Below are 22650 nucleotides of genomic sequence, written 5' to 3'. Positions count from 1 at the left end.
AGGCCCAAGCTTCCATGGCAAAACAAAAAACCACCTTCGCCTGCCAATCCTGTGGGGCGACCTACAACAAATGGCAGGGGCAATGCACCGCCTGTAACGAATGGAACACCTTGTCAGAAGAAGTCGTGCCGGAATCCGTGCCCAAAGGCATGGGCGCGACCAAGGGACGCCGCATTGAATTTGTCCCCCTTGAAGGCGAAGAAAAAACACCCCCGCGCAAAGTCACCGGCATCAGCGAATTTGATCGCGTGTGCGGGGGCGGCCTTGTGCCGGGGTCCGTCATTCTGGTGGGCGGTGATCCGGGGATCGGGAAATCCACCATCCTGCTGCAAGTCATGGCATCGCTCTCGAAAAAATACGACTGCGCCTATATTTCTGGGGAGGAAGCCATCGACCAAGTCCGCCTGCGTGCGCGCCGTCTGGGCCAAGAAAAATCTAAAGTACAACTGGCCTCAGCCACCAATGTGCGCAACATCCTGACCACCTTGGCCGAAGATAAACCCGACGTGGTGGTTATCGATTCCATCCAGACCCTTTATATCGATACACTGGACAGTGCACCGGGCACAGTTTCACAAGTGCGATCTTCCTCCAATGAATTGATCCGCGAAGCCAAAAAACATGGCTATGTGCTGTTTCTCGTCGGCCACGTGACAAAGGAAGGCACCATCGCAGGCCCGCGCGTCCTGGAACATATGGTCGATACCGTTCTTTACTTTGAAGGCGATCGCGGACACCAGTTCCGTATCCTGCGCGGGGTGAAAAACCGTTTTGGCGCCACCGACGAAATCGGCGTCTTTGAAATGACCGAAGCTGGCTTACAAGAAGTCCCTAACCCGTCGGCCCTGTTTTTATCGGACCGCAAGGGCGATGTGACCGGATCGTGCGTTTTTGCGGGAATCGAGGGCTCACGCCCCATGTTGGTGGAAGTCCAAGCCCTGTTGGCCCCTTCTGCCCTTGCCACCCCCCGCCGTGCAGTTGTGGGGTGGGACTCATCGCGCCTTGCCATGATTATGGCGGTCTTTGATACCCGCTGCGGCCTTGGAATGGGCGGCCATGATGTCTACCTCAACATAGCAGGCGGCTTGAAAATTAATGAACCGGCTGCGGATTTGGCCGTTGCTGCCGCGCTTGCCTCCTCCCTAAGTGGGGTCGCTGTGCCGCAGGAAACAGTCATTTTTGGTGAAATCGGGCTCTCCGGCGAAGTCCGTGCCGTAGGCCAGACGGAATTGCGCTTGAAAGAAGCCGCCAAACTCGGTTTCACCCGCGCGATTATCCCAGAACGTCAGAAACGCGGTAAAAAAGAGTCGGATAAGAGCCTAAAAGACCTTGGTATCGAAGTTTGGGAGATCGGACATGTACAAGAACTGTTGTCTTTCTTCCCAATGAAGGATAAATAAGTCCTAGATTTTTGGAGCGGAATATAACTTTTATGGAAAACCTCCCGATCAGCATCACCGACATCGCCGTTGGCGTGATACTGCTTTTATCTGGCCTCTTGGCGTTATCGCGCGGGTTTGTGCACGAAACACTTTCAATCGGGTCATGGGTGGGTGCGGCTTTTGCCGGTCTATATGGCTTTCCTCATGTCCGCCCCCTTGCACGCGATCTGATCTCGAACGAACTGATGGCAGATATCGTTGCTGGCGCAGGCACATTTATTGTCGCCTTGATCATCCTGACCATCGTCACCAAATTAGTTGCAGAACAAGTGCAAGGCAGCGCCCTTAATCCGCTGGATCGCAGCCTTGGCTTTGTATTTGGACTGCTGCGCGGGATTTTTATCGTTTGTCTGCTCTATACCGCCATTGAATGGATGATGCCCGCAAACAAGCAACCAACCTGGCTGCGTGACGCCAAATCCATGCCACTGATTGAACAGGGATCGGCGTTCCTGAAAGGCCTTGTGCCTTCCGATGCCAGTGACAAAATCGCCAATGAAGCCGAAGACCTGCGGGATAAATCAAATAATGCGCTCGAATTGAAAAAAACCTTCGATAAGATGCTGACCCCCGATGCGAAATCGGATAAAAGCACCACCAGTGACCCCCAAGGATACGATCAACAGGAACGTAAAGACCTCGATCGCCTTATCCGCAACGCCCAGTAATGAGCTTTGAGAAACATGACCGATATTGACCATATGACTACCAACCCCTTCGACGACGACAAACTGCACGAAGAGTGCGGCGTCTTTGGCATCTTCGGGCATAAGGAAGCTGCTGCCCACGTTGCACTGGGCCTACACGCCCTGCAACACCGCGGACAAGAAGCCTGCGGGATTTTCTCTTACGATGGCGCGCAGTTCCATTCCCATAAAGCCATGGGTCTTGTGGGGGATAACTTCTCCGACAGTGCGGTGATGAGCCAGCTTAAAGGTTCCTCCTCCATCGGGCATGTCCGTTATGCGACAACAGGCGGCACCGTCATTCGTAACGTCCAGCCGCTGTTTGCTGAATTTGAATTTGGCGGCCTGTCCATCGCCCACAACGGCAACCTGACCAACACACAAGCCGTGCGCCGCACACTGGTGCGCCGTGGCTGTATCTTCCAATCCGACATGGATACGGAAGTCATTGTTCATCTGGTCGCTGTCAGCCTGTATGCCACCGTTGAAGATCGCCTGATCGATGCCCTGCGTCAGATCGAAGGGGCCTATTCACTGGTTGCGATGACCAAAAACACCATGATCGGTGTACGTGATCCCCACGGTGTGCGCCCGCTTTGCTTGGGTAAACTGGATGACAGCTATATTCTCGCCTCTGAATCCTGTGCCTTTGACATCATCGGTGCGGAATTTGTGCGCGATGTGGAACCGGGTGAAGTCATCATCATCAATCAGGACGGCGTCAAATCCATCAAGCCGTTTGGCGACAACCCCAGCCGCTTCTGCGTCTTCGAATATATCTATTTCGCCCGTCCCGATTCACAGATTGAAAACCGCAGCGTCTATGAAGTGCGTAAAGCCATCGGCGCAGAACTCGCCCGTGAAAGTGGTGTGGATGCGGATATGGTTGTCCCGGTCCCCGACTCCGGCGTCCCGTCTGCTATTGGTTATGCCGCTGAAGCCTCTATGGCATTTGAGCTGGGCATTATCCGTAACCATTACGTCGGTCGTACCTTTATTGAGCCGACACAGGATATCCGCCACCTTGGTGTGCGCCTGAAACACAATGCCAACATCCGTAGCGTCAAAGGCAAACGGATCATTCTGGTCGACGACTCCATCGTGCGCGGCACCACCTCCAAGAAAATCGTTGATATGATGCGCCAAGCCGGTGCTGCGGAAGTCCATATGCGGATTTCCAGCCCACCAACAGCCTGGCCTTGTTTCTACGGGATTGATACCCCACGCCGTGAAAAACTGCTGGCTGGTACCCATAGCGTTGAACAAATGGCTGAAATCATTGGTGCTGACAGCTTGGCCTTTATCTCCATCGATGGCATGTACCGTGCTGTTGGCGAAGCCAAACGCAATGACGCCAACCCGCAATTCTGCGATGCCTGCTTCACCGGTGAATATCCGACGCGCCTGCAGGATCACGAAGACGATGTTGCCGCCCAGCGCGAACCGTCTTTGCCATTGCTTGCTGAACAAGGGAAATAATCCATATGACGAAAGCACTTGAAGGCCGCGTTGCGCTGATCACAGGCGCATCACGCGGCATCGGTCGCGCCGTTGCCTTGCGTTTTGCCCAAGAAGGCGCGCATGTTATTCTGGTTGCCAGAACCATTGCTGCCCTTGAAGAAGTCGATGACGAAATTCAGGCCCTCGGCGGTTCCGCCACATTGGTCCCCATGAACCTGCGTGAATTTGACAAGATCGATCAAATGGGCCAGGCGCTCTATGATCGTTTTGGCAAAATTGACATTGTCGTGGGGAATGCCGGTTTCTTGGGGGATCTCACCCCCATGGCACACCTGAAAGTCAAAATGTGGAACGAGGTTATGGACGTCAACGTCACCGCAAACTGGCGCTTGATCCGGTCTATGGAACCATTGCTCAAACAATCTGATGCGGGTCGTGCGATCTTCCTGTCCAGTGGCACAACCAAAGCACCGCGCGCCTATTGGGCGGCCTATGCGGTTTCTAAAGCCGCTTTGGAAAACATGGTGCAAACCTGGGCGCTTGAGCTGGGTAAAACCAATATCAAAGCCAACCTGATTGATCCGGGGGCCACACGCACACGCATGCGCGCCCAAGCCTACCCCGGTGAAAACCCGGAGACTTTGAAAGAGCCGGAAGCGCTGACCGATTTGTTTGTGGAACTCGCCAGCCCGTCTTATGATAAGTCAGGCGAGATTGTTCGCTACAGCTAAACACCGAAAAGGGTCTCAATCGAGGCCCTTTTTTTTAATTTTCGTAGCAAGAAAAGAAAGAGACGCCGCGTCTTAATTCGCGCGTGTGCCTTCATCCACCGTGTCCAGCAGACTTTCAAAATCAACGGCGACCGCAAGGCCCCATTCATCGACACATTTCGCCAGATAACCCTGCCCGTCCTTTTTGGTCATACGCACGGTTTTCTTATCGCGACCTTCAATGTCGAGACTTAAAATATCCAGACCGTCCCGGTTGGTGACGCGCACCCACTGGGTCCAGTTTTTATTTTGTTCAAAGCGGGCCTGAAACAGTGCCAGCTCGGCGTCAGTAAATACGAGTTTCGCCATAGTCATCCTCCTGCATGACAGTCGAACCTATTGGAACTCCCTAGAATGCAGCAGTGATGTTACAATGGCTCTCAAGGCCGTGCTGCATTGCAAAACCTTATGCGGCAACGCAGCACACTTCAAGCACAAAAAAGTATTAAATGAACTTATTACGACAGTTCAATGACTTAACGATGACGAATTATTCGTCAGTAGCAGTCGCGGAATTCAACCGCTCGCGTTCATTCTCGTATGAATCGAGAACCCAGCTCAGGTGGGAATGCATGGCTTCTTTTGCCGCTTGTGGGTCACGTGACTGGATCGCCGCAAAAACATCTTTGTGCTGTGACAAGGCCAGACCGTCTTCGCTTGGTTCCTGAAACAGATCATACTGGTGGAATTGAAGACTGGACGCGATAATGTCGCGGATCACATCCATAATATGCATATAGACCGCACTGCCAGACGCTTTGCCCAGCAGATAATGGAAGTTAAATTCCTGCGACGCCTTATCTTTAGCCGCCGACGTGCCTTTTTGCTTTTCAAGGGCCGCGCCCAGCTCTTTAATCTGTTCATCACTGGCGCGTTCTGCGGCGCGACGTGCCGCCCAAACTTCCAGCAAGGCGCGAATTTCAGCCAAGTCGTGCAGGTTTTGTTCTTGTACTTTTGCGAGTTCACCCAACGGCGAGGTCATATCACCGGCAGCGGCCAAGATACGGGTGCCCCCGCCTTGAACGGCTTCAAGGAACCCCTGCGCCTTCAGGCTTTGCAGCGCCGCGCGGACAGATACACGGCTGACGCCCATTTTTTCTGCCAGTTGGCGTTCCCCCGGCAGGCGTTCACCGGGCGAGAGATGACCGTCTGCGATCATTGCCATAATGCGTGCGGCGACCCGATCCGACAATAATCCGGTTTTCCCCTTGGCAGTCTCGGAAGCTACTTTTTCTTCCATGGCAAATCTCCTTTAGTCTCATCCCCAATTAGGGGTATCATATAACTGCTTTTAGGGTTGATTGCAAAACAGACCTGCGTTTTTTGCATTATTTATGCATCTTGTATTTGAATCTTGTATAGTCGGACACATGAAAAACGAAAACCAAATCTCATACGATCCGCTTTTAGGTGACGATGATCCCGCCCCGTACAAAGTTCTGAACCATGATGGTGACACGCCGCTGTTGTTGATTTGTGATCATGCCAGCAATCGCGTGCCCAAAAAGCTCGCAAAATTGGGGCTGGATGACACCCAACTGGGCTACCATATCGGCTGGGACATCGGTGCGGCGGGCGTCACGCAGTATATTTCTGAGAAGCTCAATTCTCCTGCGGTCCTGTGCAACTATTCCCGACTGGTGATTGATTGCAACCGCCAGCCCGGTGATCCCACCTCCATTCCACAGGTCAGTGACGGTATTGTCGTTCCCGGTAACCAGAATCTAAGCGAAGAACAACAAGTTCAGCGCACCGAAGGCGTGTTCTGGCCTTATCATCATGCCATCACTGAAGTGGGCGCGCACCTGTGGCGCAAAGGCAAAGCCCCCGCCCTGTTTTCCATCCATAGCTTTACGCCGGAACTTATGTCGCGCCACGAAGACCGCCCCTGGCATGTGGCAATTTTGTGGAAACGTGATCCCCGCCTTGCCGCGCCGATGATTGAAATTCTCAGCCGTAAGACAGGTTTGCGTGTTGGCGACAATGTGCCTTATTCCGGTTGGGAAGATGCCTATTGTATCGATATGCACGGCGCGGCGCCCGGCCTGCCCTATTGCGCCATCGAAATTCGCCAAGACCTCATCAACACCGATGACGGGGTGCGCGAATGGGGCGAAATTTTGTGTGATGCGTTGAGCGAGATCATGCAAGACACTTCCATTTTTGACGTGAAACATTATTGAGGCCACCCATGTCCGTTTCCCAACCCAGCTGGACCATCGGCATTGAAGAAGAATATCTTATGGTCAACCGTGACACCGGGGAACTGGCAACCGACTCTATGAACGGCGTCATTGAAGCCTGTCAGGCAGAACTCAAAGATCTGGTTCGCCCGGAATTTCTCCAATCCCAAATCGAGGTTGCAACCGATGTCTGTAAAGACGTCAAGGAAGCCCGCGCGCAATTGGCCTACATGCGGGCCAAGGTCGCCGAGATCGGGGCCAACTATAACCTTGCCCCTATCGCTGCCTCCACACACCCCATGGCGGAATGGGATCAACAGGTCCATACCGATGCCGAACGCTATCACAATTTTGCCAATGATATGCAAGCGGTCGTGCGCCGCCTGATCATTTCGGGGATGCATGTGCATGTGGGGATTGATGATGATGACCTGCGCATTGACCTGATGAACCAGGTGTCTTACTTCCTGCCGCACCTGCTGGCGCTCTCCACCTCGTCTGCCTTTTGGCGCGGGCGTAAAACCGGCTTGATGTGCTATCGCCTGAGTGTGTTTGACGAGCTGCCACGCACCGGCCTGCCGGAACTGTTCGACACCTACAGCGAATATCGAAAACACGTCAGGGCATTAATTAATGTGGGGGTGATCAAGGATGCGACCATGCTGTGGTGGGATGTGCGACCGGCGCATAAGTTCCCCACCCTTGAGATGCGCATTACCGATATCTGCACCACGCTGGATGATGCCATTGCTGTGGCTTCTTTGTTCCAATGCCTGTTGCGTATGCTCCATCGTCTACGCCGTGCCAACCAACGCTGGCGCACCTACCGGACCATGCTGATCAACGAAAACCGCTGGCGTGCGCAACGCTACGGATTGGATGAAGGGTTAGTCGATTTTGGTAAATCCCAGATCGTTGCCTTTGACAGCCTGTTAGAAGAACTGTTCGAGATGCTGCAGGAAGATGCCGAGGCGCTCAACTGCACAGAAGAACTCTTGTCCTTGCGCACGATCCTGAAACGCGGCACCAGCTCGCACCGTCAACTTGCCATCTTTGAAGCCGCAAAAGAAAACGGCGCAACAGACCTTGAAGCCTGCCGCACCGTTTCAAAATGGTTGATGGAAGAAACCGTCAACGTAACCTAGCTGTTACCAACCGGGTTCGTCTTCTTCCAATTTCAAGACCTGCCCGGTTTTTTCCTTTACGGCAACTTGCAGACCTTGCAGCAGTTCACGGCCGATCGCACCGCCATCGCCCATGATCTTCTCGCGCAGGACGGCGCGCATGGCATCAATGTGCGCTTTCACCACTTCAACAGCCGCATCGGTTTCTTTACAGCCTTCCATGGTGCATTCGTACAGCATCTTACCGAAGACGGAGATCAGCGGATAGCCAAACGTCCCGCCTTGGCCCCGCAATTCGTGCGCCAACAGGTTGATCTTGTGGAAATGCTCACCGCGTGCCCCCGGTGCCAACAAAGCTTCTGTACAGAGGTTGGACAGCTGGGACAGATATTCCAGCGCCCAGTCGGTAAAGTTCGCAGACGAACGATCCAGTTCCGCTTCGGCTTGTTCCAGCAAATCCTGCGGCAACGCCCCGCCGCCTTTCATCCCCATGCCACCGACTTTTTCTTTCAGGCGGTTGGGTAGACGGAAGTACCAGACACCACTATCTTTCTTGGCTTTCTTCTTTTCACCGGAATAAACGATCGTGATATCATCTTCTGTCGCTTCGCGGCGCTCGACCCCATTGGGTGCTGGCTCTCTGCGGCGGCGGCGATCAGGGCCATGATAGTTGTGGGTGGTGACAAACTGACGGGGATAGTCGATCAGCTCCATCAAGCGCTTATACACACTATCGACCGAAAACGGCTTGGCGAGGAATTCGGATACGCCCATATCACGCGCGGCATTGACATAGTCGTTATCCGCCGCCCCACTCATCATAATAAAGGGCATAAAGCGGTTGGGCGATTCTTTGGCTGCACGGACCCAGCGTAACAACAACAAACCGTTTGCAGGTGACATGATGAGATCGGAAATAATCAAATCCACCCCACCCGGATTATTCGGCCCCCCCGCCGCTTTCAGGAAATCAATCGCCTGCACCCCATTTTCGCAGGTAACGAGTTTACGAATTTCAAATGATCGCAACAGATTCGACAACGTATCGCGAACGAACGCATTATCTTCAACCAACATGACCGAAAGTCGGTCTAAATGGTAGGTACCCACTATGCTCACCCCGTATTTTTCAATATATCCATATATTTCTGCAACAATCGGCTGAATGAAGCAAGCGAAAGCGAACCTTATAGGCTTATTTCTCTGACCTTTTTCGTGTTTACAACCTTGCAAGTGAGCACAAGGCTGGCTATCTTCTGCCCAACTTGATTGACCAAGAACTCATAAAGGATAGACCCATGACCGAAGTTGGTGGCATCGCAGGCGATCACCTGCGCTCATTTATCGAACGTATTGAACGTCTCGAAGAAGAAAAAGCGGCCCTGTCCGCCGACATTAAAGACGTTTATGCCGAAGCAAAAGGCACCGGCTTTGATGTGAAGATCATGCGCCAGCTGATACGTCTGCGCAAAATGGAAGACCATGACCGTTCAGAGCAAGAAGAGATTCTGGACCTTTATAAACGTGCCCTCGGCATGGAATAGAGGCTGAACTTTCTACATAAAAAAAGGCACTGTGCGATCGCTTCAGTGCCTTTTTTGTTGTCTGCGCCAGTCTCTATGCAGAAGCGGATGCTCTGCTTAACGCCCACGGTCTGTCATCGATCGGGATATGGATCAGGGCAGAAATCGCACCGACCCCAACACCGACCCACCAGACCAGGTCATAAGACCCATAGTGATCGTACATATAACCGCCCAACCACACGCCAAGGAACCCGCCCAATTGGTGGGAGAAGAACACAAAGCCATAGAGGGTGCCCATATATTTCAAGCCGTAAATCTGCGCAACCAGCCCAGATGTTAACGGCACGGTCGCCAGCCATAACGAGCCCATCAGGATGGAGAAGACAATCACGCTGCCCGGTGTCATTGGCATCAGAATAAACCCCGCAGCCACGATGGTACGCAGCCCATAGACGATGGCCAACAAGTATTTGCGGGAATAGACGTTCCCCAGCCAACCGGCCAATACCGTGCCGCCAACGTTGAAAACACCAATTACCGCGATGGATAGCGCGCCAAGCGCCGAACTGGTGGTAATGCCCATGGAATGGATCAGGCTGCCCGGTGAAACAGCCGCGCAGACCTCCGTAATAAAGGCCGGAAAATGCGCGGTAATAAAGGCCAGTTGATAGCCGCAAGCAAAGAAGCCGATAAAGATAAAGATGTAGTTTTTATCACGCCCCGCCTGCATCAAAACCGTGCTGAGGGCCAGACCCGCATCATGGTCTTGTGCCCCATGTCCACTGGGCCGCGTTGGTGCTTTAATAAACGGCAAAGCCAACAGCAACAGCGCGACGATCCCGCCAAACACCATAAAGACGGACTGCCACGGCATAAAGCCCAACAAAAATTCGGTAAACGGGGGACCGACGATTTGACCGGCAGACCCGGCCGCTGTCACAATCCCCAACGCCATAGAACGATGCTTATCCGATGTGGCACGTCCCACAATCGCCAAGATCACACCAAAACCTGTCCCTGCAATCCCGAAGCCGATCAGAACTTCAAGGAATTGGTGCTGCCCCGCCGTCACCGCGTAGGACGACAGGATAAGCCCCGCCACATAAAACGCGATGCCCATGACGATGGCTTTGCGGTCCCCGAACTTTTCCGCAATGGCACTAAAGATCGGCTGCCCAATCCCCCAAAACAGGTTCTGGATCGCAATCGCAAATGAAAACTCTGCACGTGGCCAGTTAAAATCCTCGGCAATCGGAATTTGGAAAATACCAAACGACGCCCGAATCGCAAAACTGACCAATAAGATAAAGCCCCCTGCCAGAAGTACCGGCGTCACCAACCGGTCTGGCCTTTGAATATCAGAAGCTGTCTGTGTCATCTATTCAGCCTTAAAAAATGTTTGAAAATTTGAATTACTCCAAACATAAAGATATTCGCGACATAAAGAAACGTTGATATGTCATCTTGTGACAAACACAGAATTCAGGATTCTTGAAGTATCGATACAATCCGCACTGCTCAGGTTTGCGTGCGGCGATAAAAATATGTCCACCATTCCCTGCCATAAGGCACCAGAACACGGACCCTATAGCCCTCATCGCGCAGTTTGCGCTTGAGCTTGTTATTCACCCCATACGGAATTTCGAACTCGAAACTGGATGCGCTCCAGCCCTCCAGATTCGCCATCATGATCACCTGCTCTGCCATTTCATCGTCTTCTAGGGCAAAGACAGGCAGAACCTGCTGGATCATGGCTTCTTCGCACAACAACAGCCGCGCCAGCTTCATGTAGTTATCCAGCACCAATTCAGGATCATCAAAATAGCGTGCATCCACCACCCCATGCGGTAACAAAGACAAACGCACGTTGCCCCCTTGGGAAATGATGGTCTTTACGTCTTCTTCACTGCGAGCCAGCGCCGCCGGGATTGTTACGCAAGACGCCACTGAAGAACGGTGCAGTCTGCCATAAAGCGCCAAGATCTGTTGCATGGGGACACGTTCGCTCGCATGGATCATCAGAAGGTTGCGTTCCCCCTCCCCATGACCGTCGCCATAGCCCTGACGGTCTTCCACATCCCGCGCGGACACCCGATTCCTGAAATTGCGCGCGATTTGACGACAGTGATTCTCGCCGCTTTTGTCAGACTTGAGATACCCCATCTCTGACGGCATCAGGCTCAGACAGACTTCCAGACGTTCTTCATCCAGAATCTCCAGTGTCTCAATCACCGTTGAAACATTATCTTCGATATCTTCAATCTGGGCACTGGGTTTGCCTAAATGGTGCAAACAGGAATGGTAGCCCATTTCCGATAGTTTGACGGTAATCTCGATGGCTTCTTCAACGGTTGTCGCCGGCACAAGCTTTTTGGCAACGCCATGCATCAACGGCGTATTCTGTGCCAAAAACCGGACCATACTTGATCCCGCCAGTTTCTTTTTAAGACCCATAGACTTAACTCAGCGCTTCTTGTTGTTTCCTCTAGGGTACGTGGCTTGACTGTCATCTGCAAGGAAATGCGACATCTGCCACCTGAAACACAGAGCCTTTGACTTGAGGACAAACAAAAAGCCGCATCCCCCAAAAGGGAAGCGGCTTTTTGTAAAGTCGTCTAAAAAGACGCGCTATTCTCAGCCCTGGCGAGCCTTGAAACGCGGGTTCTTTTTGTTGATGACGTAAACGCGGCCACGGCGGCGCACGACACGGCAGCCTTTTTCACGCAGCTTTGCTGACTTCAAAGAGTTGCGAATCTTCATGATCTCGTATCCTCAAAACGTTAGCCCATCAGCTCAAGATGAGCGGAGCCGGGAACATACGGAGATCACCTTATTGAGTCAATAAGGAAAATCCCCAACTTAAAATAAATGGTGGGTCGTACAAGATTTGAACTTGTGACCTCTGCCATGTCAAGGCAGCACTCTAACCAACTGAGCTAACGACCCATTTTCAACACCGTGTCTGGAGAAGCTGACTTCGGCCTCACTTCCGCGGTGGGGCGCTTTATAGCGAGCGCTGAGAGGACGTGCAACAAAAAATTTTTATTTTTTACAAACTTACTGCCTCTCTCGGTGGTTTTGAGGATGGAAAACCACTTGCGCGTCCCCTCCTTACGCGCTACTCAAACTTATAGGACACAGTTTTTCCATAGAGAATTGGCAGGTATAATGACGGCTTCAACCCCAGAAGCACCCTTTATAGATAGGACGAATGCCCCCAAACAGATGCAGCCGCTTACGGTGTTAAAACCGGCCAAGCAGACCGCACCTGTCCTCTATGCCTCGCCTCATAGCGGGAATCAGTATCCCGTCGATTTTGTCGCCAATGCCAACCTTGATCCACTCTCCCTCAGACGATCCGAAGACGCCTTCGTTCATGAACTCTACGATTCCTGCATCCAGTACGGCAGCCCCTTGTTGCATGCCAACTTCCCGCGCGCCTATGTAGATGCCAACCGCGAACCCTATGAGCTGGACCCGAATATGTTCAGCGGCCCCTTGCCCTCCTACGTCAATGTCGACTCGTTACGTGCCCAAGCCGGGCTTGGCACCATTGCGAGAATTGTGACAAACGGGGCGGATATCTATCGCGAAAAACTCTCTTTTACAGAGGTACACCAAAGGATCGACGGCCTTTACCACCCCTATCACGCGACGTTGAGACATCTTATTGAAACAACGCGCACTCAGTTCGGTGCCTGCCTGCTGATTGATTGCCATTCCATGCCCTCGCGGGTTGAGGCAACGAGCGCAAAAGGACGTATCCCCGATATTATTCTGGGGGATCGCTTCGGGACCAGTTGCGCAGAATGGGTCAGCGATTTTGCGCAGGTTATCTTGGAAGATCAAGGATTCTCCGTCATGCGCAACCGCCCCTATGCCGGCGGCTTCACCACAGATCATTACGGCAACCCCGCCCAACGGGTCCATGCGCTGCAAATTGAACTCAACCGCGCGCTTTATATGGATGAAGAAACAATCACCCGTCTAAACGCCTTTAACGATATTAAAAACAGGCTGGAAGGGTTCATTCAACGGCTCAACACCCTTGATCCAGAGGATTTATAACAGATGTCTTCCCTCATCGTGCGCCCCGCCACCCAATCGGACATACCGGCGATTGTCGATATTTACACCTACTACGTCACCGATACAGTTATCACCTACGAAGAAACCGTCCCTGACATCACCGAGATGACGCGACGTTTCGAGGCCACTTTAAAACTGGGGATGCCCTATCTCGTCGCACAAGTTGACGGCGTGGTGCAGGGCTATGCCTATGGCGGTGCCTTCCGTGAACGCATCGCTTATCGCTATTGCGTTGAACATGCCATCTACCTGTCAAAAGACGTCAAAGGCCAAGGAATCGGCAGCTTGTTAATGGAACACTTGCTAACAGAGTTGGAAGCTGCCGGTATACGACAGGTCATCGCCGTCATTGGCGATCTGACGAATCATGCGTCTGTCGCCCTCCACAGTAAATTCGGTTTTGAGAAAGTCGGTATCCTGCCTGCCAGCGGCTATAAGTTCAATCGCTGGATCGACACCATCCTCATGCAACGTTCCCTTGGTGCAGGCGCCCAAACACCCCCTGTCGGTGACGGTCTGAACCTGCGCGCAAAATAAAAAATACATGTTCCCATATGGGGATATCCCCCCATTTCAATTCCCCCATACTGACATCACGTTAATTGTAACCATGTTCATGGGGGATGACTTTCATGCCGTACATCAAAACGCTGCGAATCCTGTTCGCAGGCTTACTCCTGACAGGGATCATTCAGCACGCATCTCCGGCGCGCTCCTCCCCCCTATATTTTGGGATTGTGCCACAGCAAGCCGCCAGCAAACTGGCGCAAAGCTGGGTCCCCTTTATGGCGGAACTCTCCAAACAAACCGGCCTGGATATCCGCTTCGCCACCATGAAGGATATCCCCACCTTTGAGCGATGTTTGGCAAAAGGTGCGTATGACATTGCCTACATGAACCCCTACCATTACACCGTCTTTAGTGAAAAATCAGGCTACAGAGCCTTTGCCCATCAGTCCGAAAAAAAACTCAAAGGACTGATCGTCGTCAAAAAAGATGCCCCCTATGAAAACCTGCAAGATCTGAATAATCTTGACCTAGCCTTTCCCTCACCTGCGGCCTTCGGCGCCAGTCTGTTGCCTCGTGCAGAAATGAAAAAACGCGGCATGACCATAACCCCCAACTACGTCAAGTCCCATGACAGCGTTTACAAATCGGTCGCAGCGGGCCTCTTTCCAGCAGGGGGCGGGGTCAAGCGCACCTTTGCCAACATTCCCGAAGAGTTACAAACGCAGTTGCGCGTCATCTACACCACATCCGACTATACCCCCCATGCCTTCGCCGTCGGCCCCCACATGGACGAGGAAAAACGCCTGCGCTTGCAAACAACTTTTCAACATCTCTCCCAAACACGCCCTGATCTATTGGCTCAAATCGGCATGAAAGGCTTTGTTAGTGCGGAAAACAGTGCCTGGGACGATGTGCGGGCGCTCGGCCTGTCACAAGAAGAAACTGAGATCATTCAGGACGGAAGTGTCAAATGTCGTTTAGACTAAAAATCGTCCTTGGGATTGCCCTGATCGAGGTTATTCTGCTGAGTATCCTTGTCGTCAGCGGCTTAAGATACCTTCAGGAATCCAACGAAACACAGTTGGTCAACCGGGCCCAAACCACCGCACAGCTTTTCGCCACCATGATCAGTGACGCCGTCATTTCCATGGACATCGCCACCATTGATGAAATGATCGCCAAGACCCTAACCACAAAGGAAATCACCTACATCCGGGTTATCCATGCCGGCGGCAGCATCATTTCCGAAGGCGGCAAAGAAGAACACCTTCAGCGCCCTTTCAAAGCCGATCTCAATATCAAAAGCAGCCACAATGATCAGACTTTTGATGTCGCCCATAATATCTACGAAGGATCACAGCTTTTTGGGCGTGTCGAACTGGGCCTTGATATTCAAAAGCTGGAAATTCTGTTAAGTGCTGCCAAAAAGAATATGTTCAGCGTCGCCCTACTTGAAATTGTCCTCGTGGGCATTTTCGGTCTTCTGCTCGGTGGCATTTTAACTCGCCAGTTGGTGTCCCTGCAAGCGGGTGCCGCACGTGTCGCCGGTGGCGAATTGGGCCACATCATCAAGGTCACCGGCAAAGACGAACTGGCCCAAACAGCCCACAGTTTTAACGAAATGTCGCAATCGCTTGCAACATATGCTCAAAAACTGGAAGAAGCCCGCCTGCGGGCAGAGGACCGCCGTGCCCGTGCCGAGACACTCCTACAAGACGCTATGGCAAACCTCAGCCAAGGCGTTGCCATTTCCAATAGCAAAGAAGAAATCGTGCTGATCAATGAGGCCTATGCCCAGATGCACAACATCTCCCCCCAAGAGCTTGCCCGTCTGCGCACCCGATCGGATATGGAAAACACTCATTACGCCAACGCCTTCTGTCCCATCGACGAACAGGCTCCGCCGGTCGGTGTCATGTCTCTATCCGATGGCTTGCATATTCTACATACCCAACATCAGTTATCCGGGGGCGGCATTGCATGGGTTGATACGGACGTCACCCCGATCATTGAAGCCGAAAAGAAAAACCGTAAACTCGAACGTGACCTGCTTCAGACCCATAAGATGGAATCTATCGGCACGTTGGCTGGCGGCATCGCCCACGAAATCAATACTCCGATCCAGTATATCGGTGACAACCTGAACTTCCTGCAGAGCGCCATGGGCGATATCATCCAGACCTTGGACACATACGAAAAAGTCGTCACCGAGATCAAAGAAAAGAAAATTGCGATCACGACCTTGGCAGACTGTGAACATCAAATAGCCGGAGCAGACCTTGAGTTCCTCAGAGAGGAAGTTCCGCTGGCCATCAGCCAATCCAGTCAAGGCGTAAATCAGGTTGCCCAAATCGTTTTGGCGATGAAGGAGTTTTCTCACCCCAGCGCAAAAGAACTGTCACTGGTGCAGTTAAACCGGGTGATTGAACGTGCCGCCACCGTCTGTCGTAACGAGTGGAAATCCGTTGCTCAACTGAATATGCAACTGGATGAAAATCTGCCAGATGTCATGGGGCTGGAAAATGATCTCAATCAGGTGCTGTTAAACCTGATCGTCAACGCCGCCCATGCCATCAAGGACGCTGCCCTTCAAGATGGGCAAATCACCGTCAGAACATTTGTCAAAGAAAACCAAGTCGTTCTTCAAGTTCAGGATAATGCAACCGGTGTCCCGGATGAACTGAAACACAAGATTTTTGACCCGTTTTTCACCACCAAGGACGTCGGCAAGGGGACAGGGCAAGGACTGGCCATCTGCTATGACATTGTCGTTGGTAAGCATAAAGCCGCCTTCAACGTGCTGGATGCCACGGATGGTGGCGCGTTGTTTGAAATTATTTTTCCGACGATGACGTAAGCCTGTCCTCAAATGGGGATAGTGCCCAAACCGTCCATCAACAATAGTTGAAAGCAGGACGGTCTATGACTGAGGTATACGCGCATGACACAGGATCTAACGCAAGAACTGACACTGTTGAAAAAGAAACTGGCTCGTGAAACCGATGCCCGTAAACAAGCTGAAAACCTTTTAGAAGCAAAGGCATTTGAGCTTTATGAAGTCAACGAGACCCTGACCAATTCCATTCGCAAAGCCAAAAACAACTCCTCTCGCCTGAACGCCATCATGAACTCCATCCCCGACGGAATCATCACGACCGACAAAGATTTGAACATGCTGGATATCAACAATGCCGCCGAGAAATTCCTCAAAAATTCCCGCATTCGTCTGATGAAAAACTCCCTGCTGCCCTACGTCTGTCCCGACCAAACCAACGCCTATCAAGACCTGTGCAACAAAGCGATCAACGACGGGATCAGTGGCATCGAAGAGTTTGATTTTAAAATTACCGAGGATGAAATCATCGCCACAGAAGTAAAGATCAGCGTCTTTGAACATGATGACGAGTATTTTTTACTTCACCTGATCCACGATATCACCCGCAAAAAAGAACGCGCACAGGAACACAAACAGCTGCAAGAAGAACTTGCCCAATCCGCCAAATGGGAAGCTGTCGGCCAACTTGCTGGCGGTATCGCCCACGAAATCAACACACCCTCACAATATATCGGCGACAACCTGCATTTTCTCAATGAAAGTCTGGCCCAGATCTTCACCCTTTTACAAAATGCACTGATCCTGAAAAAACAATCTACTGCCGATGGGAAATATGCCGATCTAAACCAAAAATTGGACCAGCTCATTAAAGAGTATGATCTGGCCTACCTGATCGAAGAAGTGCCCGAGGCGGTCAAGCAGTCAAGTAACGGTATCAAACAGATTTCGCGGATCGTAGGGGCCATGAAAAATTTCTCCCACCCGGGCGCGAAAGACAAGGAGCCTTTTAATATTAACTCCTCCCTTGAGACCACCCTGACGGTTTCCAGAAACGAATGGAAAAATGTTGCAGAAATCGAAAAGAACTTTGACGAGAACCTGATCCCGGTCAATTGCATCCCCGGCGCAATCAATCAGGTTTTTCTCAACCTAATTGTCAATGCCACCCACGCCATTGCTGAAAAATCCAGTGAAATGGGGAAAATCACCATCACGACCCGAAACAGTGCAGATGGCATTGATATCTATTTTAAAGACACCGGCTGCGGCATTGCGCCCGAACACCAGAAAGATATTTTCAATCCCTTTTTTACCACCAAAGAAGTCGGGAAAGGCTCTGGTCAGGGGCTGTCCATCGTCCGTGACATTATTGTCAAAAAACACAAAGGCACCATCGATTTTCAAACCACGCCGGGGCAAGGCACCACCTTCCACATTCACCTTCCCGAACATCCCAAAGAAGGCTCCCCGCCCTGTTGACCGTTCTGTTTACGGATGATGACCCCAAAAAAAAGGAAGGGACCAATCCCCAAACACCCCCTATAGTTGGGAGGATTATTTTAACACCTCCTGACTAGCTTGCCATGTAAAGCGCAGGCGTCAATAAGACCGATCGGATCAGTTCCGGTTGGCTTTTGGTGTTGGTTTTAAAAAAGACCCGCTTGAGATAGGTGCGCGCCGAACTCTCCGTAATCTGCATTTTTTCCGCCGTTTCCTGCAACGAGAACCCCTGAACAATAAAATGCAGGATACGGGCTTCCGACGGCGGCAAGCTATAAATGGACTGTAAAATATCAACACTCGGCGCCACATGCCGCGATGGATCGGCTATCAATAACATCACCCTATTTGCATCGCCCCCTTTGGTGCGCGATACGATAATTGAAACCGCCCGACCTATTTCATCATCCATCAATGAAATGGCGCGATCCTGCTTTTCCGTCTCCTTCAAACAAGCCAGAAATTCGTCACGATACCGCGGGTTCACGGTGCGCAAAAACCCGGCTGCATCCACACTCAATGTTTTTTGGGTGGCGCAGACTTCGACGGCAAACTGGTTCATGTAGACCACGCGGGCGTTCTGCTCACAAATCGCAACGCCGATCGAGAGTTTGTCCAACACCTCATCCCCAAAAGCTGGCTTCATGACGCTCTCGGACGTCTGCCGTCTTTCTTCACGCCGATGCACACATTCAACAATACCTTTTTCCAGAATATCCATGGCACAAGGTTTGGTGAAAAAACGGACAACCTGCGTCGAATTGATCACGTCGGCGGCTGTCGTGAGATCTGCTGCACCGGTGAGCATCACAATCTGGGTACCGGGATCAATCTCATTCATCTCTACGGCTAAACCGATACCGTTCAACACCGGCATCATAAAATCGGTAACAACCACATCAAACGATTTTAATCGGTGCAGCTCAACAGCCGCCACCGGGTCCGTCTCAAAGACCATCTCCCAATCGCGTTGATGGGAAGGGGCCAGACTCCGCCTAATCCCTTCGAGCAGCAAAGGCTCGTCATCCACAAACAAAATTCTCGGCTTCACACTCATGAGGTCTTCACCTGTAGTTCAAAAAACCATGAACAACTCTACCCTATTTTTTTAGGCTTGTCCCCATATGGGGATAGGTCACTCACCCTTTTATCAGCAAAATATCACATAATTCTAAAACTCAGGAGGTGGCAGACATGCCAGATAAAATCAGCATCATGTTTCTAGATGATGAAATTGCCGTTTTGGATGGGCTGCGCCGCCAGTTACGCCCCTTTCAATCTGTCTGGGACATGCGCTTTGTCTCATCCCCCGTCGAAGCTCTAAAGACATTTGACACCGCCCCCGTGGATATCGTTATCACCGATTTGAAAATGCCCCATATCTCCGGCGATACGATTGCCAACCTCTTTGGGAGTATGCCCAAGCCCCCCGCGATCATCGTTCTATCCGGGCATTCTTCCTACGCAGAACTTTGCGACAAAATTACCGTTCCGTTTGAATATCTCAGCAAGCCCTGCGACCCCATCCTGTTGGTCAAAACAGTTTCCAACATCATGTACAATGCCCCCTCGCGCATATCTGAACTTTATGACGAGGTTTTGCAGATCGTTGTCGAAAAACTACGCGAACATAACTTGCTCAAGATGGAAGACCTCCCGATTGAGTATACAACCCTGCTCGGCATTAGAAAGGTATCGCAATATTTGGGCGAAATGACATTTGAATATAAAGAAAATTAACTCAAACATAGGCCAACACTGATGAAGTCGGAGGATATAACAATGACAAATAAACCTCATATTCTCTTCGTCGATGATGAAGAGCTGATCCTATCCGGCCTAAAACGGGGTATGCGCCGTCACCGCGGTGAATGGGACATGTCCTTCGCCAGTTCCGGTGCAGACGCGTGCGACATCATTGCGGCCCGACCCACTGATATCATCATTACGGACATGCAGATGCCGCAAATGGATGGTGCCGAACTTTTAGAAATCGTGCGCAAAAAGTCACCTGATACCGCCCGTGTAGTCCTGTCTGGTTATGCCAAGGATGAGGTCATCCTGAAAGTCATCGGCCCGGCCCATCAATATCTCGCCAAACCATGTGACTTTCGACAAATCGAAGATACAATCACACGCATCCTTCGTCTGCGGCACTGCATTGAAAACGAAGCAATACGCACGGCAATTACTGGCAAAACCAGCTTGCCCTCCCTCCCCACCATTTACCAAAACCTCTTGAAGGAACTCACCAACGAGTATGCAACGAACAAAAGCATCGCCGCCATTTTAGAACAGGATATTGCCCTCAAAGCCCAAGTCCTGAAGGTTTGCAATTCCGCCTTTTTTGGCCTCCCGCAAAAAGTAACGAATCTGGAAACCGCCGTCAGCCTGCTGGGGCTGAATACGTTGCGCAGCATGACCCTGCTGAACGGCGTTTTCTCTTCGCTTGATGCCAAAACACAACAATGTAAATCACTACAGCGGCTTACGGCCAATTGCCTTGATCTGGCAATCATCGCGGCCCAAATCGCCAAAATCTCAAATTTTGACTCACCGATTGTTGATCTGGTGACTTCCGCCGGCAGTCTCTCCCACATCGGCTCCCTGCTGATCGCTGCGACGTGGCCAGCGGAATTCCAAAAAGCCGCAGCCCTCTGTGAACGTAACCCCGGCATCAGCATTGACTATTTTGAAAAACAGGTCATTGGAATTGATCACGGTCTAATGGGTTCTTACCTCCTCGGCCTCTGGGGATTTCCCCTGCCTTTATGCGAAGCCGTTGCCTACCACCATACCCCCCACCTTATTGAAAATCGCAACCACCCCATCCTTGCCTGCCTACACATCGCCCAATATGCAGCGAAAGCAAAAGCACATAACGAACTCACCCTTGATAACCTCAACGACAAACTCGATCTGACCTTTCTCGATCACCAGAATATTTCCCTCACACAGGATATGCTCGACCAACTGAGTGAGAATTAACGAGAGGAGACGCCCCATGACACACCGTCTACTATTGATTGATGATGATGAAAACCTCCTCAAAGGTTTGATGCGCCAGTATCGAAAACGCTTTGACCTTGTCATCGCCACCTCGGGACAAGACGCCCTCGACCTCATAAAGCAAGACCCGACGATCAGTGTCGTTGTCTCCGACATGCGTATGCCGGGCATGGATGGCCTTGCGACCTTAAAAGCCATTCGCGACATCAATCCCGACATCATTCGCATGATGCTGACAGGAAATGCCGACCAACAGACAGCCGTTGATGCTGTCAATGAAGGGGCCATTTTCCGCTTCTACAACAAGCCCTGCGACAATGAAATTCTCGCCAAAGGCATTGAAGACGGCTTCAAACTCTATGACACCCTCACCGCTGAGAAAATACTGTTAGAAAAGACCTTGGCAGGCACGGTCAAATTTTTACTCGACCTGCTTTCCTTCTCAAACCCGGAAGCGTTTGCCCGATCAGCAAAGGTCCGTGGCTGGTGCAAGAAGCTGGCAACCCCACTGGAAATCAAAGAAACATGGCGATTGGATTTCGCCGCCATGATGCTGCCGCTTGCCGACCTGATCCTGCCTCAAAACCTGCTCATCCGCAAAGAACGTGGCGAGCAACTCAGCGAGGACGAGCTGGAAAGCCTGCGAATGGCCCCGCTCACCATCCAGCAAATGTTGAAACAAATTCCCAGGTTGGAGGATATTGCCGACATCGTCGCTTTTGCGAATGCCAGCCACACCGATATGGACGTTCACGCCCTCCCCTTGGAAGCCAAAATCTTACGTATCCTCAGTGACCTCTCCAAACGGACCGCAAAAGATCAACCGCAGGAAAAATCTTTTCAGGCTCTCGTCAAAAACATTCAGGATTACGATGAAGCTCTCTTTGCAAAAATCCAGAAAATCCTGCTGGAAAGCAAGGGGCCGGAAAAGAAATATGAAACCATGGTTGTCGGTCTTGCCGGTCTGCGCCCCGGTCATACCTTGCTCAGCGATATCTACACCGAAGACGAGCGCATGTTGCTGTCCCACGGCTGTATCCTCAGCCCCACTCACATTCAAAAACTCAAAGCGATCGCACGTTCAATCGGGATTTCAAAAGAGATCACCGTCGCCAAGATAGGCTACTGATAAATTAACCCACATATAGTTAATAAATAAATTCCACACCCACCTATTGTACGGACAAAAAAAAGGCTCTCACGAGGAGAGCCGCAGATCTCTGACAAACCCCGTCAATTTTGGCGGGGTTTGTTATTTTCTATAAGGTTGTGTTTTTTGTTCTGTTGGACATTTCTTTAAGCAGGTTGCTCCACTGCTTCATTTTCAGGCATATGTGGGCGTTCCAGTGGGTAAATATCGCCATAAAAACCTGAGACGGGCTAAGATGAGGGCGATTTTCTTGATGTTTTGGGCGGTGGCTGCCATCAAGCATTGCTCTTTCACTTTAGTCAGGCCTCTCAGACGGGCATAGCGGTGCCCATGTAGTTGTTTGGCATCAGCAAAACTGCGTTCC

The 22650-nt window shown here is 51.5% G+C and carries 23 protein-coding genes and 1 tRNA gene; 15 read left to right on the top strand and 9 right to left on the bottom strand.

All coding sequences use genetic code 11. From position 1 onward, the window contains the following. The first annotated feature begins 14 nt into the window (after window positions 1–14). From radA to Q397_RS0115925, 4 genes are read left to right on the top strand one after another with little or no spacing between them, the layout of a single operon-like run. On the top strand, window positions 15–1400 hold the full coding sequence (gene radA / locus Q397_RS0115940; RefSeq protein WP_028880269.1) for a DNA repair protein RadA: 1386 nt from the start codon (window positions 15–17) through the stop codon (window positions 1398–1400). 32 nt (window positions 1401–1432) lie between these two features. Further along, window positions 1433–2110, top strand: a complete 678-nt coding sequence (locus Q397_RS0115935; protein WP_028880268.1) for a CvpA family protein — start codon at window positions 1433–1435, stop codon at window positions 2108–2110. A 15-nt stretch (window positions 2111–2125) separates the two neighbouring features. Beyond that, window positions 2126–3607 (top strand): amidophosphoribosyltransferase, encoded by a 1482-nt coding sequence (gene purF, locus Q397_RS0115930; RefSeq protein WP_038014340.1) that lies wholly within the window; start codon window positions 2126–2128, stop codon window positions 3605–3607. A gap of 5 nt (window positions 3608–3612) precedes the next feature. Beyond that, window positions 3613–4320, top strand: a complete 708-nt coding sequence (locus Q397_RS0115925; RefSeq protein ID WP_028880266.1) for an SDR family NAD(P)-dependent oxidoreductase — start codon at window positions 3613–3615, stop codon at window positions 4318–4320. Window positions 4321–4392: 72 nt separating this feature from the next. On the opposite strand, the gene Q397_RS0115920 is transcribed toward Q397_RS0115925, so the two are convergent. Then, the gene (locus tag Q397_RS0115920; protein WP_028880265.1) at window positions 4393–4668 is read right to left on the bottom strand and encodes a hypothetical protein; all 276 of its coding nucleotides are present in this window, start codon (window positions 4666–4668) and stop codon (window positions 4393–4395) included. 181 nt (window positions 4669–4849) lie between these two features. Further along, window positions 4850–5599, bottom strand: coding sequence for a FadR/GntR family transcriptional regulator (locus tag Q397_RS22965; RefSeq protein WP_051610163.1), 750 nt, complete (start codon window positions 5597–5599; stop codon window positions 4850–4852). Between the two features lie 130 nt (window positions 5600–5729). On the opposite strand from Q397_RS22965, the gene Q397_RS0115910 reads away from it, so the two are divergent. Continuing rightward, window positions 5730–6542 (top strand): N-formylglutamate amidohydrolase, encoded by an 813-nt coding sequence (locus Q397_RS0115910; RefSeq protein ID WP_028880264.1) that lies wholly within the window; start codon window positions 5730–5732, stop codon window positions 6540–6542. 8 nt (window positions 6543–6550) lie between these two features. Continuing rightward, window positions 6551–7687: a carboxylate-amine ligase gene (locus Q397_RS0115905; RefSeq protein WP_028880263.1), complete on the top strand. Its 1137-nt coding sequence runs from the start codon at window positions 6551–6553 to the stop codon at window positions 7685–7687. Window positions 7688–7690: 3 nt separating this feature from the next. On the opposite strand, the gene Q397_RS22960 is transcribed toward Q397_RS0115905, so the two are convergent. Next, entirely contained in the window at window positions 7691–8776 is a 1086-nt protein-coding gene (locus tag Q397_RS22960; protein WP_156950750.1) for a response regulator, read from the bottom strand. Window positions 8777–8964: 188 nt separating this feature from the next. Between Q397_RS22960 and Q397_RS0115895 the strand changes: the two genes are divergently transcribed. Beyond that, complete coding sequence (locus Q397_RS0115895) at window positions 8965–9210, top strand: DUF2312 domain-containing protein (protein ID WP_028880262.1); 246 nt, start codon at window positions 8965–8967, stop codon at window positions 9208–9210. A gap of 73 nt (window positions 9211–9283) precedes the next feature. On the opposite strand, the gene Q397_RS0115890 is transcribed toward Q397_RS0115895, so the two are convergent. From Q397_RS0115890 to Q397_RS0115875, 4 genes are all read right to left on the bottom strand, one after another. Next, window positions 9284–10570, bottom strand: a complete 1287-nt coding sequence (locus Q397_RS0115890) for an MFS transporter (RefSeq protein ID WP_051610160.1) — start codon at window positions 10568–10570, stop codon at window positions 9284–9286. Between the two features lie 140 nt (window positions 10571–10710). After that, window positions 10711–11646 (bottom strand): proline dehydrogenase family protein, encoded by a 936-nt coding sequence (locus tag Q397_RS0115885; protein ID WP_028880260.1) that lies wholly within the window; start codon window positions 11644–11646, stop codon window positions 10711–10713. A gap of 180 nt (window positions 11647–11826) precedes the next feature. Next, window positions 11827–11952 carry a type B 50S ribosomal protein L36 gene (gene ykgO / locus Q397_RS0115880; RefSeq protein WP_028880259.1) on the bottom strand — a complete coding sequence of 42 codons (126 nt, stop codon included), beginning with the start codon at window positions 11950–11952 and terminating at the stop codon, window positions 11827–11829. Between the two features lie 109 nt (window positions 11953–12061). After that, window positions 12062–12138: transfer RNA gene (locus tag Q397_RS0115875), tRNA-Val, on the bottom strand. Window positions 12139–12360: 222 nt separating this feature from the next. On the opposite strand from Q397_RS0115875, the gene Q397_RS0115870 reads away from it, so the two are divergent. The 5 genes from Q397_RS0115870 to Q397_RS24390 all read left to right on the top strand — a co-directional run bounded on the left by Q397_RS0115870 (window position 12361) and on the right by Q397_RS24390 (window position 18106). After that, the gene (locus tag Q397_RS0115870; RefSeq protein ID WP_051610159.1) at window positions 12361–13260 is read left to right on the top strand and encodes an N-formylglutamate amidohydrolase; all 900 of its coding nucleotides are present in this window, start codon (window positions 12361–12363) and stop codon (window positions 13258–13260) included. A gap of 3 nt (window positions 13261–13263) precedes the next feature. Beyond that, window positions 13264–13818, top strand: a complete 555-nt coding sequence (locus Q397_RS0115865; protein WP_028880257.1) for a GNAT family N-acetyltransferase — start codon at window positions 13264–13266, stop codon at window positions 13816–13818. A 95-nt stretch (window positions 13819–13913) separates the two neighbouring features. After that, window positions 13914–14777, top strand: a complete 864-nt coding sequence (locus Q397_RS0115860; protein ID WP_051610157.1) for a phosphate/phosphite/phosphonate ABC transporter substrate-binding protein — start codon at window positions 13914–13916, stop codon at window positions 14775–14777. Beyond that, on the top strand, window positions 14762–16648 hold the full coding sequence (locus Q397_RS24395; protein ID WP_051610152.1) for an ATP-binding protein: 1887 nt from the start codon (window positions 14762–14764) through the stop codon (window positions 16646–16648). The genes Q397_RS0115860 and Q397_RS24395 overlap by 16 nt, the downstream gene beginning before the upstream one ends. Window positions 16649–16732: 84 nt before the next feature. Next, window positions 16733–18106, top strand: a complete 1374-nt coding sequence (locus Q397_RS24390) for an ATP-binding protein (RefSeq protein WP_051610149.1) — start codon at window positions 16733–16735, stop codon at window positions 18104–18106. A 94-nt stretch (window positions 18107–18200) separates the two neighbouring features. Here Q397_RS24390 and Q397_RS24385 read toward each other — a convergent pair whose 3' ends face one another. Continuing rightward, the gene (locus Q397_RS24385) at window positions 18201–19184 is read right to left on the bottom strand and encodes a DNA-binding response regulator (RefSeq protein WP_028880255.1); all 984 of its coding nucleotides are present in this window, start codon (window positions 19182–19184) and stop codon (window positions 18201–18203) included. Window positions 19185–19321: 137 nt separating this feature from the next. Between Q397_RS24385 and Q397_RS0115840 the strand changes: the two genes are divergently transcribed. Genes Q397_RS0115840 through Q397_RS0115830 form a run of 3 tightly spaced genes read left to right on the top strand, consistent with a single transcriptional unit; the run spans window position 19322 to window position 22265 of the window. Next, the gene (locus Q397_RS0115840; RefSeq protein ID WP_028880254.1) at window positions 19322–19867 is read left to right on the top strand and encodes a response regulator; all 546 of its coding nucleotides are present in this window, start codon (window positions 19322–19324) and stop codon (window positions 19865–19867) included. Between the two features lie 42 nt (window positions 19868–19909). After that, window positions 19910–21115: an HDOD domain-containing protein gene (locus tag Q397_RS0115835; RefSeq protein ID WP_028880253.1), complete on the top strand. Its 1206-nt coding sequence runs from the start codon at window positions 19910–19912 to the stop codon at window positions 21113–21115. A 16-nt stretch (window positions 21116–21131) separates the two neighbouring features. Beyond that, window positions 21132–22265, top strand: a complete 1134-nt coding sequence (locus Q397_RS0115830; RefSeq protein WP_028880252.1) for a response regulator — start codon at window positions 21132–21134, stop codon at window positions 22263–22265. 195 nt (window positions 22266–22460) lie between these two features. Here Q397_RS0115830 and Q397_RS24760 read toward each other — a convergent pair. After that, the coding region (locus Q397_RS24760; protein WP_205618845.1) for a transposase at window positions 22461–22650 on the bottom strand (190 nt) is incomplete at its 5' end.

Origin of the sequence: Terasakiella pusilla DSM 6293 (assembly GCF_000688235.1) — a bacterium.
GTDB lineage: Bacteria > Pseudomonadota > Alphaproteobacteria > Rhodospirillales > Terasakiellaceae > Terasakiella > Terasakiella pusilla.
This window is presented reverse-complemented; position numbering and strand designations above follow the sequence as displayed.